Raw genomic sequence first — 15,189 nt, 5'->3', positions numbered from 1 at the left:
TACGTGGCGTGTCGGTGGGTTCCTCACAGTCCAACTGCGGGGTATCCAACACCCGACAGACGAACGCCCAGCGCGGCTAAGTGACCGAAATACTCATCATCTGACTAACCAGTACGTGCGCGTGGAAATCAGTGTACTCGGTGTGTTGAAACATGCCGCAACGACTATATATTTCCTATCCGTCATATCGATGCAATACCGTGCCCGCGATGGAACCGACGATTCTCGTGGAAGAAGACGTCGACTGCGACCTCGAACTCGGTGGCGGGGTCACGGTCGCATCGTCGAGTGACACGTCAGAATCGTCTGAGCCGGTGTGCGCTATCGTCTCGGACCCCGACGAGTCGGTCGCGCGGGACGTCCCGACGATTCTGTACACAGACATCCCACCGGAAGACATCTCGAATCCCGGGCGCTTTGCGGCGTACGTCCGCTGTGGAGACGGCGAGAGCTTACAGACCCAGATTCGATGGGTTCTCTCGCAGTCCCAGCAATCCCGGACGAACGCCCCCGAACAGTCTCAGTCGGGCACACCCGGACAGTCCCAATCGAACGCCCCCGAATCGAACAAGCCGCAACCGAATGGGGAGTGGGACCGCATCAGACAACTGTACGAGGGAACGACGACACTCATTGCCGCCGATTCGGTCGAAGAGTTGTACCAGCGAGCACTCGGTCTCGCCGGTCACATCCTCGACTTCGACAATAGCTCGTTTCTGGTCCACGAGGGCGACGGCATGTACCTCCGCGCGAGTGACCGCTACGATGTAGAAGAGGCAGGACCGATTCCGGCCGACAAAGGCATCCTCGGACAGACGTATCAGGCCCGCGAGTCGTTCCTTATCGACGACGTTCGAACACACCCCGAGGCGGCACCGGCCGACCCCGCATATCGCTCGGTCGTGAGCGTCCCGATGGGTGACATCGGCGTGTTTCAGGCCATCTCGAACGAGGTCGGAGCGTACGACGAGACAGACCGACGATTGGCCGAACTGCTCGCAAGATACGTCTCAGAGACTCGCGCACGCATCATCTCCGAAGCCGAGATGGCCGAGCGTCGCGAACAAATCGAGCGCCTCCACCACGGCGCGACCGAGTTGGCGACGGCGACGACGCTCGAAGACCTGTTCGAACGAACCGTCGAAATCAGCGACGACATTCTCGAATTCGACATCAGCTACGTCGGTCGCGTCGAAGACGACTCCATCATTCCGACGGCAATCTCGTCTGGCATGCCAGCAGACGGTGCAGAACGCGTCTCACTGGAGGACGGCGGGTTGGCAGCACTCGCGTACACCACCGGTGAGACACACATCGCAGACGACGTTCGAGACCACCCCGAAGCTCGCCCCGCAAAACGGATGTACCGAGCAGTATTGAGCGTTCCAATCGGCGACTTCGGCGTGTTTCAGGCAGCATCCTTCGAGGCAGATGCGTTCGGCGACGCCGATGTCGAGTTGACTGAACTGCTCATGGCCCACGTCACCGTCGCCGCCGAGCACATCGACGCGGAGACGCACCTCCGTGAGGAGCGCGACCGGTCGAGCGCGCTCTTCGACCACGTCTCTGACGCCGCAGTCGCCTACGACGTGGAGAACGAGACGGTCTCGGTTCGATGTGTGAATCACGCGTTTCAGGAGACGTTCGGCTACGATGCCGCCGACGTCGTCGGCACCGACCTTCTCGGCCGGGTGATACCGTGTGAAGACGAAGACGAGCGAAACGAGTGCGAACACGGCGACTGCATCCCCGAACTCCTCGTCGCGGCGGGCGAAAGTTATCGCGGCGAGGTTCGCCGCCGTACCGAAGACGGCATCCGCGAGTTCATCCTGAACGTCGTTCCGCTGTCACCCGGCGAAGAACGTGGGTCCGGCTACGCCATCTACACCGACATCACCGAGCGAAAGAAGCGCGAAAGCGAGCTCGAACGGCAGAACGAACGACTCGAAGAGTTCGCGAATATCGTCAGCCACGACCTTCGAAACCCGCTTTCGGTCGCTCGCGGAAATCTCGAACTCGCCAAGGAGACAGGCGAGGAAGACCGATTCGACACCGCACTGGGTGCACTCGACCAGATGGAGGAACTCATCGACGACCTGCTGTCACTCGCGCGACGTGGCCAACTCGTCGACGAGACAGCACCGGTCGAGGTGGCGAGTGCAGCGCGCGCAGCGTGGTCGAGAACTGAGACACACGACGCCCAGTTGACCGTCTCCGAGGGCGTCAAAGTCGAGGCAGACAAAGACCGACTGGTGGAGTTACTCAGCAACTTGTTCCGAAACGCCGTCGAACACGGTCGAGAAGACATCTCGGTCACTGTGGGCGGCCTCGACGGCGGCTTTTTCGTCGAAGACGACGGCCCCGGAATCGAGCCGGAGCGCCGCGACGAGGTGTTCGAACCCGGCGAGACGACCGGCGGCGATGGTATCGGCTACGGACTCGCTATCGTCTCGTCTATCGCCGAAGCCCACGGCTGGTCGGTCATCGTCACCTCGGGACGGGCGGGCGGTGCCCGGTTCGAGTTTAGGGCGTGAGAAATTGCGCCCGGACTGCGATTAGTTCTCCGAGAGCGCGAGCGACGCGAGCAGCGCTTCGAGTTGCACCTGTTCGTTCGCGCCTTCCGAGATGCGGTAGTCGGCCTCGCCGATACGCTCCATGAGGCGGACGGCGGCGCGCTCGTCGAGGTCGAAATCCCAGACCGAGCGGTGGAGTTGGTCGATAATGTCGCCGCCAGCCATCCCGGTGTCGACGATGAGCGTCTCCAACTGCTTTCGTGCGGCCGTGAACTCGCCGTCGATGGCGTCTCGGACCATCGTTTCGATATCCTCCGGGCGCGCGGTCGACGTAATCATGTAGACTGCCTCTTCGTCGACGACTTCGCCCGTCGTCGCGGCGGCCTGCAGGGAGTTGATGGCGCGGCGCATGTCGCCACCGGCGGCGTAGACGAGCGCGTCGAGACCGTCTTCGGTGAGTTCGATGCCCTCGGCCTTGGCGATGTCGCGAGTCTGGTCGGCGATGGCGTCGTCGCCGAGCGGCGAGAATCGGAAGACCGCACACCGCGACTGGATGGGGTCGATAATCTTCGAGGAGTAGTTACACGAGAGAATAAAGCGCGTGTTGTCGGAGAACTGCTCCATCGTCCGGCGGAGGGCGGACTGCGCGTCGTTCGTCAGCGAGTCGGCCTCGTCGAGGAAGATGATGCGGTAGTCGTGGCCGCCGAAAGACGACCGCGCGAAGTTCTTGATTCGGTCACGAACTACGTCGATACCGCGCTGGTCGGAAGCGTTGAGTTCGAGGAAGTTGCCCCGCCAGTCGTCGCCGTAGATGGCGCGGGCGATAGCCGTCGCGGACGTGGTCTTGCCGACGCCCGCCGGGCCAGCAAACAGCAGGTGCGGCAGGTCGTCGCGTTCGATGTAACTGCGCAGGCGCTCGACGATTTCCTCTTGTCCGTAGACGTCGTCGAGGGTCTGCGGTCGGTACTTCTCGATCCAGATTTCACGACCCGCCGGGGCGTCGCCCGACTCCACGGCCTCGCTCATACCCATCCCACAGGTCGCCCCGAACATAAACCGTCCGAGACAGTGCCGCGGGCGTGTCGCCACCGGTCAATCGCCCCGAGCCGACGGACTGAAATCCGCCGCCATCCCACGAGCGAGCATGAACGTGACCGTGGAAGTCGTCGGCGAGGAGACCCACGAGGTCGCCGTCAGCGAGGACGGAACCTACGCGGACCTCGTGAAGGCGGTCGACCTCAGCCCCCACGAGGTGTCGGTCCTCGTCGATGGCCGCCCCGTCCCCGAGGACCAACCGGTCGAAGTAGACCGGGTCAAAGTGCTTCGGCTCATCAAAGGCGGGTGATTCAGCGGGTCACCGGCCACACGCGGGTTTCGGAGTCTGGCAGACCGGGCGCACTCCCGGGCGACGATTATTGCGAACGTTCACGAATCCCTGACTGTGTCAGCCAGCACCCACACCCTCGACTTCGAACTGCCGAACGTCGCCGCCGGACCGGACGTGCTCTCACCGGCCACCGTCGACGCCGACTTCCTCCTGTTGTTGCTCCAGCGCGACTACTACTGCAAGGTCTGTCGCCGACAGGTCCAGTCGATGAAGCGCCGGTACGACGAGTTCGAATCGCGCGACGCCGAAGTCGTCTCCGTCCTTCCCGACCCGCCGGAACGCGCCGAAAAGTGGCAGCGGAGCTACGACCTGCCGTTCCCGCTTCTGGCCGACCCCGGTGCCGACGTCGGCGACGAGTTCGACCAACCGACGCGGTTCGGCGCGCTCGGGAAGCTTCACGATATGGTCGGGCGGATGCCCGAGGCAGTGCTCGTCGACCTGCGCGGCGACGACCCCGACGTGACCTACACCCACCGCGGGTCGAGTCCCTCTGACCGCCCCGAAATCGACGACCTGCTGAAGCGCATCGACCGCCTCGCGTCGTAATCGTCCACGGGTCCAGCCACTCCACTCCGTTCCCCCCCCACACTGCTCCCACCGGACCTTTCTTCTCTCGCATCACACACCGAGTGATGAGCGACATCGTCGTCCGCGAGGGCACGCCCGACGAGTTGGTCGCGGTCGTGCGCATCCTCGACGCTGGCCTCCTCGAAGCGACTGCCGAAGAAGTCCGGGGCAAACTCGACGCAGGCGACTGTCTCGTCGCCGACGACTCAGGTCGCGTCGTCGGCGCGCTCGTGCTCGAGGGAGACTACGTCGATTCCGTCGCCGTCTCACCCAGCAGGCGCGGACGCGGTATCGGAACGACGCTCGTCCGCGACGCGCTGGCCCGGCGCGGCCGTCTCGTCGCCGACTTCGACGAGCGGGTTCGGCCGTTCTACGAATCGCTTGGGTTCGACATCGACGAGGGAGACGACCAACTTCGTGGCGTCTGTGTCGCCTCCTCAGGATGAGGGTCTGGGCGACTTTGGACATAATATATGGTTTGTGTTATCAACCGACACAGACATACGCGCGGGTCGAGTAACTGTTGTAGGCGACCTATGGCGAAACGAGACCGAACGGAGAGGCTCCTTGCCGACTGGGACCTCGTATTCGACGCACTCTCCGATTCATCGCGCCGGTACGTTCTCCAGTACCTCTACGAGCGGCCGGACCCAGTCTCGACGCGGGAACTCGCGCTCGCACTCGCGTGCCGCACGACTGACCGGGCACCGGACAACATAGACGTGCAAATCGTCGAGCAAGCGGAGGTCGGCTTCGTCCACGTCCACTTGCCGAAACTCGAAGCGGCGGACCTCGTCGAGTGGTCCGGCGACCAAGTGACGTTGACCGACCACGCGGAGACGCTTCCACTGTTCACGCCGTCGTATCGCGGCGTCGTCAGACCGGAAGAGACCGGCGAAGAGTAATCGAAGCCGTCGGCGGGGTCGAATCGGTGAGTTAGACGAGCGGTGCGACCAGTTCGCGGCCCGCGTCGAGGAGTTCGCTGATGGCCTCTTGGCTGTCCGCTTCCGCGTAGACGCGCATCTTCGGTTCCGTACCGGACGGACGAACCAGCAGCCACGACCCGTCTTCTAAGAGGAGTTTGAAGCCATCGAGCGTGACGACCTTGGCGATGTCGCGGCCAGCGACAGTTTCGGGGAGTTCGTCTTCGAGGTCGTCGATGACGCGGGCTTTCTCCGAGTCCGGGCAGTCGATGCTAATCTTGTCGGCGACGATGTCGCCGTACTCAGCCGCGATGCGGTCGAGTCGGGCGTCGAAGTCCTCCTCGGCCGCGGCGCTGGCGGCGAGTAGACCCATCAGGACGCCGTCTTTCTCGCGGACGTGCCCGCGAATGGAGAAGCCGCCGGACTCCTCGCCGCCGATGAGGGCGTCGTGTTCGCCCATCGCGTCGGCGACCCACTTGAACCCGACTGCGGTCTCGAAGACCTCCTCGCCGTGTGCTTCGGCGATTCGGTCGATGAGGAACGTCGTCGAGACGGTTCGAATGGCCGGACCCGAATCAGATTCGAGGAGATAGTCGTAGACGGCGGCGAAAAAGAGGTTCTCGTCAAGGACGCCGCGGTCCGGCGTTGCGATGGCGATGCGGTCGGCGTCGCCGTCGTTCGCCACGCCGAGGTCGGCGTCGTGTTCGTCCATGGCTTCGGCGAGTCCGTCGAGGTACTCAGCCGAGGGTTCCGGCGAGATACCGCCGAAGGAGGGGTCGCGCTCACAGCGGAGGCGAATGACCTCTGCACCGGCAGATTCGATGAGCGCGTCGGTCACACCGCGACCGCTGCCGTGCATGGCGTCGTAGACGACCGTCAGGTTCGAGAGGTCGCTGCCGACGAGGTCGATGGCGTGGTCGGCGTGCGGCGAGACGATATCGACGCGCTCGATGGTGCCGCGCTCCGATTCGGGGAGCAGGTCCGGTTCGGCAAGACGGTCGGCGACGGCGTCAGTTATCTCCGGCAGGGCGGGTGCACCGTCGGAGGGGATGAATTTCACGCCGTTGTACTCGGGCGGGTTGTGCGACGCCGTGACCATGAGCGCCCCCGAGAGGCCGCGTTCGACGATGGCGTAAGCGACGAGCGGGGTCGGGCAGTCCCGCTCGGGAAGCAAGACGTCGAAGCCGTTTCCGGCGAGCACTTCCGCGAGCGACTCGGCGAATCCGGGCGACGTCTCGCGGGCGTCGTAGCCGACGAGAACCGGGTCGGTGTGACCCTCGTCCGCGAGATAGTCGGCGACCGCCTGTCCGACGATGCGAACGCGGTCGTCGGTGAACGTATCCAACGTGGCTCGCCACCCATCGGTCCCAAAGGAGATTTCGTCCATGTTCGCACGTCGCCGCCGCGAGGCAAAAAACTACGTTACGACGCCAGAGGGACCTGCCAAAAGAGTTGCTAGGACTGGTCGATGAGGTCGAGTTTCTGCCGTCTGGAGAGCTGTTTAATCTCGTACTCGCGGGACATCGCGGCCGACTTCGAGTCGTACGACTCGACGTGGACGAGTTCGACTGGCGTGCGCCCGCGCGTGTACTTCGCTCCCTCCCCGGCGTCGTGTTCCGCAACGCGGCGCTCGACATCGGTCGTGTAGCCGGTGTACAGCGAGTCGTCGCTGCACCGGAGCACGTAGACGAAGTGCACAGGTGTTACTCGGCTCTAGCAGCCGCCACAGCCCGCGCAATCAACCCAGCCTGCGAACCGGCGATGTATCCGGCGTCCGTGTTCACGACAGAGAGGACGGTACAGGACTGAATCATCCCGAGCAGTGCTGCCTCGCCGTTGCCGCCGTGACCGTAGCCGGTCGAGATAGGCAGCCCGATGACGGGCGTATCCACGAGTCCGGCGACGACGGTCGGGAGCGCGCCCTCGCGACCGGCGGCGACGATGAGCACGTCAACCTCGCGGAGCAAGTCGAGATGGTCGAGCACGCGGCCGAGGTGGGCCACACCCACGTCTTCGAGCAGTTCGACAGAGACACCCATCTGTTCGAGGACAACCGCCGCTTCGCCTGCGGCCTCCGCGTCGGAGGTGCCGCCGGTGACGACGCCGACTGTCGCATCGATATCGGGTGCTTCGTAGCCGGACTCGCAGGCGACGATAGTCCGAGCGCGGGCGTCGCGGTCGATGTCGCAGTTCGGAAGCGCGTCGGCGACGGCCTCCGCGTGGGCGGGACTCGCTCGGGTGACGAGCGCACGACCGCTCGTTTCGACCGCTGCGACGGCGAGCGTCGCCGTCTCGTCCGGCGTTTTCCCCTCGGCGAGGATAGCTTCTGGGAGTCCACGACGACTCTCTCGGGCGGCGTCGAACCGACCCGCGTCGGTGGTTGCGTATCCCGCGAGTTGTGCTTCGGCCTCGGCCGGCGAGAGGTCGCCCGCCGCGACAGCCTCCAGAATGTCGCGCATGGCCGTTCGTTGGCCCGAGGCGTACACATACCCGTCGTTTTACCCTCGGATACGGAAAACATATATAAGTGGATACTATCAGTCCGAAATTCGTCCTCAAAGAAGCGCCATAACCGCCGTATTCGGCGGTATTAACGTCCAATATAGGAACGTTTATTAAGGGAGAATCGGTAGGATATCCTGTATGGCAGACCTCATTGTCAAGGCAGCCGTCAAGGAAGCGCTTCAGGACAAGAACGTGGCCTCGGACTTCTACGACGCTCTCGACGAGGAAGTCAAGGAGCTTCTCGACGACGCTGCACGCCGTGCTGAGCAGAACGACCGTAAGACGGTCCAGCCCCGCGACCTGTAAACCGGTTTCAACTACTCTCTTTCATTTATTATCAGTCCAGAGCGGCAGCGCTCGGCACGACAGCAGACGACAGAAAACCCGCGAGCGGCTGCGACGAACGCTGCGCGAGCCGTAGCGACGGCCTACAGTTCGATTACGTCGACGCCGTCGTCGGTTCCGACGTAGATGACATCGGCGAGTCCGGCGAAAATACCGTGTTCGACGACCCCCGGAAGCGACGACAATGAGGCAGCGAGTGGCCCCGGGTCGTCGATGGTTCCGAAATCACAGTCGAGGACGAGGTTCCCGTTATCGGTGACGACCGGGCCGTCTTTTCGCTCGGCCAGGCGGAGTTCAGCGTCGCCGCCGAGGTCCGAAACAGCGGCCGCGACAGTGGTTCGGGCGTCTGGAAGCACCTCGACCGGGACTGGATGCGAGAGTTCGTCCGCCATCTTCGAGGGGTCTGCCACGACAAGGAACCGGTCGGCGAAGGCATCGACAATTTTCTCGCGGGCGTGGGCGGCTCCGCCACCTTTCACGAGTGCGCCGTCGGCGACTTGGTCGGCACCGTCGATTGCGAGGTCGATTGCGTCGACTTCGTCGAGGTCTGCAAGCGGGACGCCACAGTCGCGGGCGAGTTCGCGGGATGCGAAGGAGGTCGGGACGCCCCGAACGTCCATCCCGTCGGCGACGAGGTCGCCAATAGCCTCGATTGCGAAGGCGGCCGTACTCCCGGTGCCGAGACCGACGACCATCCCGTCTTCGACTGCTTCGACCGCGGCCTCGGCGGCGCGGCGCTTCTGGTCGTCGGTTCCGCCAGTCGTCTTCATGTCTGTGGCGACTCGGGCAGCGAGTAAAAATGAACCTGAAACGCAGGGCGGAGAGTCGAGGCGGGTGTCGGAGTCGGCGCCGAGCCTCAGAGTCGGTCAAGGTGGTCGGTGAGGTCAGAGCCGGTCGAGGACCGCGTCGGCGTCGTAGGCGAGCGAGATAGCGCGGGTTCGACCGCGACCCTCGATTTCGGTGTACCGGGCTTCGATGACGCCCAGTTGGTCGAGTTTGTTCACGAGTTCGGAGTAGCGCGTGTAGCCCAGACCGGTCTCCTCGTTGAACGCCTCGTAGACCGCACCGGCGCGTTCGCCGTCGAACTCGGCGACGACGCGGACCAGTTCACGCTCGGGGTCCGAGAGGCCGCGGAGACACCGCGAGAGGTGGACGTACTTCGACTTGTCGTAGGCGGCTTCGACGTCCTCTTCGTCCACGGTCCGCGAGGCGCGCATCTCGGCGTGGAGGCCGGCGCGCCGGAGTAAGTCGATGCCGACGCGCAGGTCGCCGCTGTCGGCAGTGAGTTCGGCCACCCGGTCGAGTTCGGGGTCGCCGATGACGTTCTCGTGGAAGCCGCGTTTGGTTCGACCGCGGAGGATGTCCACGATTTCGTTCACGTCGTACCGGGGGAAGAACACCTCTTCGGGGCGGAAAACGCTCTGGACGCGTCCGTCGAGTTCGTCGATAACGTCGAGCGAGAGGTCCGAGGAGATGATGATAACGCCGATGCGCGCCCCGGAATGTGCCTCGTGGGCGCGAAGCAGTGAATAGAGCGTATCGGAGGCCTCGTTCTCGTAGAACAGGTAGTTCACGTCGTCGAGCGCGACGACCAGCACCTCGTCGTCCTCAACGAGGCGGTCGGTAATCTGGCCGAACAGCTTCTTGAACGAGATGCCCGACGACGGGGGTTCGTACTCGAAGATGTGCTCGAAGACCCGTGAGAACACCGCGTACCGGGTCGAATCGACCTGGCAGTTCACCCGGACCGTGCGAACCCCCGACTGCGTGCCCAACTCGCCGAAGAGCTTCTGGACGGCGGTGGTCTTACCAGTCCCGGGTGGTCCGCGAACCATCGTGTTCAGGGGGCGAGAACCCCGGACTGCCGGGCGAAGCGCGTACTTCAGGCTTCGGAGTTGGCTCTCGCGGTGGTTGAACGTCTCCGGGATGTGGTCGATTTCGAAGACGTGCTCGTCGCGGAACACTGTCTCGTCCCACGACAACATCCCCTCTTCGGGGTCCTCCCTCATCGAGTAGAGTACCACGCGCCGGGGACTTAATCGTTTACCGCGACGCCGGACGGGAGTGCCACGAGCGAAGCGAGTGGAACGTCGTCGGGAGAGTGAGCGAAGTGAGCGGACCCGACGGGATTGCCACGGGTAGCGTGAGACGGCACCGCTGTCACCCCAGAAAAATCGGTTCCAGTCGTCAGACGTGTCGCGTCAGGCCGCCATCGACGCGGAGGTTCTGGCCGGTGATGTAACTCGACTCGTCGGAGACCAGAAACGCGACGGAGTCGGCGATTTCCTCGACGGAAGCGGGTCGGCCCATCGGAATTCGCTCGCGAGTCTCGTCGTCGACTTCGTAACTGTCGGCGAATCCCGGGAGCACGCTGTTCATCCGCACGCCGTCGGCCGCGAACCGGTCGGCGTAGAGTTTCGTGTAGGCACCAAGCCCCGCACGCAGGACCGACGAGACGGGGAAATCGGGCGACGGTTCGTACGCCGAGAACGTCGAGATGTTGACGACGCTTCCGCCGTCGCCTTCACGCAAGAGTGGCGTCGTGAGTCGGGCCATGCGGACGACGTTGAGCAAGACGAGGTCCATCCCCTCGCGCCACTCCTCGTCGGTGATGTCGAGCAAATCGCCAGTCGGTGGATGGCCGGTATTGTTGACGACGGCGTCGAGTCGACCGTACGTCTCCGTGGCGGCCTCGACCATCGCTGCGAGGTCGTCGGAGTCGGTCACGGAACCTTCGAACCCGACACCGCCGAGGTCTTCTGCGAGGTGGACGGCGGCACCGGACGTTGACAAGAGGACGGGCGTGTAGCCATCGTCCACGAGTCGGCGGGCGCACGCCGCGCCCATGCCACGACTACTTGCGGTGACAAGTGCGACTGGAGAATCGTGCATACAGTGGCGTCACGTCGATGGTGCAAAACGATTCGTGATGCAGAACTCGCTCGGGTCGATTCTCGTCGTAATCGTGGCGCTCGTCACCACGGTTCGCTGGGAACTGACGAGTCGATACGTTACCTACTGAACCAGTTGGTAGATACGATAGGAACCGAATCCCACGACAGCGAGGCCGAGCACCGCAACGCCGACGACGAACGGTTTCACGTCTCCAGTCGCGAGCGACCCAATCGCCGGGAATGCGATAGCGAACAGCGCAATGGCGACCGCAAAGATGAGAAACACTAGATACACCGCTGTTCCGAGCACGTCCCAGATGGCGTTTTTCGTCGCCTGATAGGTAATCTCGTACTGTTCTTCGGGTGAGAGCGAATCGGAGGGCACGGCCAAATGTGTCTCTAAAACACTATAAGTAGCGTGATAGGAGCGACGACACACAAAGCGTATTGCGCCTCCCTCGGCACTCCACCCATGCCCGGCGCAATTGTCACGAGCGGCGAGCGCGTCACGCTCCGAACTGTCGAAACCGAAGACGTCCCGTTCATCCAGCGGGCGGCCGCGAATCCCGAACTTCGGTACACGCTCGGGAACCCGGTCATGAACCGCGAGCAGTACGAAATATCGGACGACCGCAACGCGCCGGACCAGCTTCTCGTCTGTCTCGAATCCGCCGACGCCGACCCGGCGGACCCGGACGAAGACGACATCACGCGAATCGGACAGATAAGCGTCGCCGACGCCCACTACAAGCGCCCGGAACTCGGCTACTGGCTAATTCCCGACGTTCACGGCGAGGGGTACGGGAAAGAGTCCGTCTCACTCGCCATCGACTACGCCTTTCGGACCTACGACACCCCCGCAATCGGCGCTGGAGTGTACGCATTCAACGACGCCTCTCGCGGCCTGCTGGAATCGCTCGGCTTCGTCAAGGAAGGGAGACAGCGGAAGTTGATGTACGTCGACGGTGCCTACCGGGATTTGGTTCGGTACGGGCTGCTTCGCGAGGAGTGGCAGGCGGAGAAGTGAACGCGGACTTTAGAATTTTTTCAGGAGTCGGTCGTAGAACTCACCGTCGCTGTCACCAGCCAACTTCTCGACGATGAGTTCCGGGGTCGACCGGGCGAGGTGGTCCTTGACGGGCGAGCGATTCACCACGAGTTCGCCGTTTTCGAGGCCGACAGCCTCGATGCCGTCCACTGCGACCCGAACGTCCGCCGCCTCGCGGATGCCGCCCGCGAGGTGGGAGACGAACACGGCGGCCGCGCCCTGCTCGGCGAGTTCTTCGAGGATTCCGGCGATAATCTTCGCCGACGCACCGGGTTCGGTGATACTCTCCAGTTCGTCTACGAGGACGAGCCGGTCGGCCGCGCCGTCAGTCAGTGCAGCGAAGTCTCGAAGCGTACTCTCGAAGGCACCGGCGTCGAGCGTCCCCTGCGACTTGGCGTAGTAGTGGAGTTCGGAAAAGCGCGAGAGACGAACCGACTCCGCGGGGACGGGAAGCCCCATGTGGGCGAGGACGACCACGAGACCCACGAGGTCGAGTGTCGATGTCTTCCCACCGCTGTTGACGCCCGAGAGGAGCGTGACGCCCGAGACTTCGTAATCGACGGGGTCCACATCCTCGAAATCCACGTCGAGAAGCGGTGAGCGCCCGGCTTCGATGGCGAAGGTTCCGAGGCCGTCGTCGCCCGCAGCGCCTGTGAATTCGGGGAAGACGCAGTCGAAGTCGCGGGCGAACCGCGAGATAGCAAGGCGCACGTCGAGTTCGAGCGCGTCGCGGACCAGCGTCTCGACCGGCTCGCGGAGGTCGCCGAGGTCCGCGGCGAGGTCTGCTTTCAGTTTCGCGGCGCGGCGGTCGCGGGCGGCCTTGAGTTCGGTTCGGAGGCGACTGACTGCTTCTTCCTCGTGTTCGAGCGGGAACGAGGGGTTCTCCGGGAAGACGCGGTCCGTGAGGTCGGCTTCGCCGGGGCGGAGCCCCAGCGACTCCACGAAGTGGTCGCGCGCGGCCGCGAGTGCCTCGTCGAACTCGTCTTCGAGTTCGCGCGAGAGCAGGGAATCGACGCGCGCGCCCTGTTCGACCAACGAGAGGAAATCAGTCCCTTCGATAGTCACGTCGCGCTCGCGAATCACGTCGCGGAGGCGGTCGTTGGCGACTGATTCCGCGGTCGAGACGGCGGCGTCGATGTCGTCCACCGCGGCCGTGAGTCGCTGGAGTTCGTCGTCGCCAACGATGGTTCCGTCGTCGTCGAGACGAGAGAGCGCATCGCGGAGCGCGTCGAGGTCACACGGCGGGTCGATGCCCGCGGCGTCGTGAACCTCGGCCGCGGCGACGAGCGCCTCGCGGTTCTCGGCGAAGAACGTCAGGAGGCGCTCGGGAACGACTTCGTGTGTGCGCTCGGCAGCGTCCGGAAGCACGCGCACGTCGCCGTCCACGTCGATGCCCGCGAATGACTCGTCGAGGACGATGACAGTCGAGTACGACCGGGCGAGTTCGCCGATACCGCGCGCGTCTTCGACGACTTCGATAGAGAGTTCGGGAAACGCCTCCTTCGCCGCGGCGTAGCGCTCGGCGTCGGCGGTGGCGAGACAGCGCTCGCGGACGCGACGCGGTTTCGGGTCCGAGAGCGGTTCGACGCCCGAAAGCGCCGCCAGCACGTCAGGGTCGGGGCCGATGTCGGCGGCGTCGCGGGCGAACTCGCGGACCTCTTCGATGCGCGAGGCGGAGCCTGTCGGAAACAGCGTCTCCAGTCGTTTCTCGGCGTAGTCGGTGACCGTGCGGTCTTGCAAGAGGCCGAGTGCGTCGCGATACAACTCCGAGGCCCGGTCGGTAGCGAGGAAGCCGCCGGGGTCGTCGTGGTCGCGGCGGATGGCTCCGCGCGCGATAGCTGCTGCCCTTCCCTCCGTCAGCCCCGGTGCTCGTGCGAGCGCCGCGACGTCGCCGTCTGTCAGCGCTCGCTCGGCGTCGTCGAGTTCCGCGAGCGCCGCTGCCGTCTTCTCGCCGACGCCCGGGATGGTCTCGAAGTCCATTCGGGCGCACCTATCGCGGCAAGGGACAAAAAGTGGTACGTCGTCTCCGCCGTCGGTGGGTTCCGCGCCGATTCGGAAAGTTGCGGCCGAGCGCGCCGGTGACGAGGGGCTTTTGCCACTCGACTTGGAAGGAGGGCGCATGAGCGAGCGAGACGCCGCGGCGAAGGCAGACGCAGCACGCGAGGCACTCGCGGAACGAGACAGTGCCCTCGTCGCCTTCTCCGGCGGCGTAGACTCCAGTGTGGTCGCCGCCCTCGCGTTCGACGCCCTCGGCGAGGACGCGGTCGCCTGCACAGCCAAGAGCGAGACCCTTCCCGAAGCCGAACTCGAAGACGCGGCGCGCGTCGCCGACGAAATCGGCATCGAACACGTCGTCGTCGAATTCTCCGAACTCGACAATCCGGACTTCGTGACGAACGACGACGACCGGTGTTACCACTGCCGGACGATGCGCCTCGGCCGGATGTACGAGGCCGCCCGCGAGCGCGACATCGAGACGGTCTGTGACGGAACGAACGCCTCGGACCCCGGGGAAGGCCACCGCCCGGGGCTTCGCGCTGTCGAAGAGTTAGAAGTCGTCTCACCGCTTCTCGCACACGACATCACGAAAGACGAAGTCCGCGAAATCGCCGACGAGTACGGTCTCTCCGTCGCCGACAAGCCCTCGATGGCCTGTCTCTCGTCGCGTATCCCGACCGGTCTCGAAGTGACCGAAGAACGTCTCTCGCGCGTCGAGCAGGCAGAACGCATCCTCCGAACGTGGGGCTTCGAGCAGTTCCGCGTCCGCGACCACGACGGCCTCGCGCGCATCGAAGTCGCCCCAGACGAACTGGAGCACGCGCTCGACCCCGACTTCGTGCGCGCCGCCCGTGACCACATCAAAGATGTCGGCTTCGACCACGTCACCCTCGACTTACACGGCTACCGAACCGGCAGCGTCAGCCCCGCCGCCGACGAGGACGAAGACGACCTGCTCGTCGACGACGTGTTCGCACAAGACTACCCGATGCGAAAGTAACCAGCCAGC

General features: G+C 64.2%; 17 protein-coding genes. 8 read left to right on the top strand and 9 right to left on the bottom strand.

The window, feature by feature from the left end; genetic code table 11:
* The first annotated feature begins 209 nt into the window (after positions 1-209).
* On the top strand, positions 210-2,534 hold the full coding sequence (locus C453_RS03175) for a sensor histidine kinase (RefSeq protein ID WP_008322667.1): 2,325 nt from the start codon (positions 210-212) through the stop codon (positions 2,532-2,534).
* 21 nt (positions 2,535-2,555) lie between these two features.
* On the opposite strand, the gene C453_RS03170 is transcribed toward C453_RS03175, so the two are convergent.
* Positions 2,556-3,539, bottom strand: coding sequence for a replication factor C small subunit (locus C453_RS03170; RefSeq protein ID WP_193788048.1), 984 nt, complete (start codon positions 3,537-3,539; stop codon positions 2,556-2,558).
* Positions 3,540-3,657: 118 nt separating this feature from the next.
* Here C453_RS03170 and samp2 point away from each other — a divergent pair, with 118 nt between their 5' ends.
* From samp2 to C453_RS03150, 4 genes are all read left to right on the top strand, one after another.
* Entirely contained in the window at positions 3,658-3,858 is a 201-nt protein-coding gene (gene samp2 / locus C453_RS03165) for a ubiquitin-like small modifier protein SAMP2 (protein ID WP_008322665.1), read from the top strand.
* A gap of 96 nt (positions 3,859-3,954) precedes the next feature.
* Positions 3,955-4,446, top strand: a complete 492-nt coding sequence (locus tag C453_RS03160) for a redoxin domain-containing protein (protein ID WP_008322664.1) — start codon at positions 3,955-3,957, stop codon at positions 4,444-4,446.
* Positions 4,447-4,532: 86 nt separating this feature from the next.
* A complete protein-coding gene (locus C453_RS03155) occupies positions 4,533-4,913 on the top strand; it encodes a GNAT family N-acetyltransferase (protein WP_008322663.1) in 381 nt (126 codons plus the stop codon).
* Between the two features lie 90 nt (positions 4,914-5,003).
* Positions 5,004-5,372, top strand: coding sequence for a DUF7344 domain-containing protein (locus C453_RS03150; protein ID WP_008322658.1), 369 nt, complete (start codon positions 5,004-5,006; stop codon positions 5,370-5,372).
* A gap of 31 nt (positions 5,373-5,403) precedes the next feature.
* Here the strand turns inward: C453_RS03150 and C453_RS03145 are convergent, their stop codons facing one another.
* The 3 genes from C453_RS03145 to larB all read right to left on the bottom strand — a co-directional run bounded on the left by C453_RS03145 (position 5,404) and on the right by larB (position 7,849).
* Positions 5,404-6,777 (bottom strand): phosphoglucomutase/phosphomannomutase family protein, encoded by a 1,374-nt coding sequence (locus C453_RS03145; protein WP_008322656.1) that lies wholly within the window; start codon positions 6,775-6,777, stop codon positions 5,404-5,406.
* Between the two features lie 68 nt (positions 6,778-6,845).
* Entirely contained in the window at positions 6,846-7,088 is a 243-nt protein-coding gene (locus C453_RS03140) for a GIY-YIG nuclease family protein (protein WP_008322655.1), read from the bottom strand.
* A gap of 5 nt (positions 7,089-7,093) precedes the next feature.
* Positions 7,094-7,849, bottom strand: coding sequence for a nickel pincer cofactor biosynthesis protein LarB (gene larB, locus C453_RS03135; protein WP_049907521.1), 756 nt, complete (start codon positions 7,847-7,849; stop codon positions 7,094-7,096).
* Between the two features lie 184 nt (positions 7,850-8,033).
* Between larB and C453_RS03130 the strand changes: the two genes are divergently transcribed.
* Positions 8,034-8,201 carry a DUF1931 family protein gene (locus C453_RS03130; RefSeq protein WP_007544286.1) on the top strand — a complete coding sequence of 56 codons (168 nt, stop codon included), beginning with the start codon at positions 8,034-8,036 and terminating at the stop codon, positions 8,199-8,201.
* Between the two features lie 122 nt (positions 8,202-8,323).
* Here C453_RS03130 and rpiA read toward each other — a convergent pair whose 3' ends face one another.
* From rpiA to C453_RS03110, 4 genes are all read right to left on the bottom strand, one after another.
* A complete protein-coding gene (gene rpiA, locus C453_RS03125) occupies positions 8,324-9,010 on the bottom strand; it encodes a ribose-5-phosphate isomerase RpiA (RefSeq protein ID WP_008322653.1) in 687 nt (228 codons plus the stop codon).
* A gap of 114 nt (positions 9,011-9,124) precedes the next feature.
* Entirely contained in the window at positions 9,125-10,249 is a 1,125-nt protein-coding gene (locus C453_RS03120; RefSeq protein ID WP_007544282.1) for an ORC1-type DNA replication protein, read from the bottom strand.
* 178 nt (positions 10,250-10,427) lie between these two features.
* The gene (locus C453_RS03115) at positions 10,428-11,132 is read right to left on the bottom strand and encodes an SDR family oxidoreductase (RefSeq protein ID WP_049907484.1); all 705 of its coding nucleotides are present in this window, start codon (positions 11,130-11,132) and stop codon (positions 10,428-10,430) included.
* A gap of 123 nt (positions 11,133-11,255) precedes the next feature.
* Positions 11,256-11,519 (bottom strand): hypothetical protein, encoded by a 264-nt coding sequence (locus tag C453_RS03110; protein WP_008322651.1) that lies wholly within the window; start codon positions 11,517-11,519, stop codon positions 11,256-11,258.
* A gap of 87 nt (positions 11,520-11,606) precedes the next feature.
* Between C453_RS03110 and C453_RS03105 the strand changes: the two genes are divergently transcribed.
* Positions 11,607-12,161 carry a GNAT family N-acetyltransferase gene (locus tag C453_RS03105; RefSeq protein ID WP_008322650.1) on the top strand — a complete coding sequence of 185 codons (555 nt, stop codon included), beginning with the start codon at positions 11,607-11,609 and terminating at the stop codon, positions 12,159-12,161.
* Between the two features lie 9 nt (positions 12,162-12,170).
* Here C453_RS03105 and C453_RS03100 read toward each other — a convergent pair whose 3' ends face one another.
* Positions 12,171-14,162, bottom strand: coding sequence for a MutS-related protein (locus tag C453_RS03100; RefSeq protein WP_008322649.1), 1,992 nt, complete (start codon positions 14,160-14,162; stop codon positions 12,171-12,173).
* A gap of 139 nt (positions 14,163-14,301) precedes the next feature.
* On the opposite strand from C453_RS03100, the gene larE reads away from it, so the two are divergent.
* On the top strand, positions 14,302-15,180 hold the full coding sequence (gene larE / locus C453_RS03095; protein WP_049907483.1) for an ATP-dependent sacrificial sulfur transferase LarE: 879 nt from the start codon (positions 14,302-14,304) through the stop codon (positions 15,178-15,180).
* The last annotated feature ends 9 nt before the right edge of the window (positions 15,181-15,189 follow it).

Origin of the sequence: Haloferax elongans ATCC BAA-1513 (assembly GCF_000336755.1) — an archaeon.
GTDB lineage: Archaea > Halobacteriota > Halobacteria > Halobacteriales > Haloferacaceae > Haloferax > Haloferax elongans.
The sequence above is the reverse complement of the archived record's forward strand: the minus strand, read 5'-3'. Positions and strand labels throughout refer to the sequence as shown.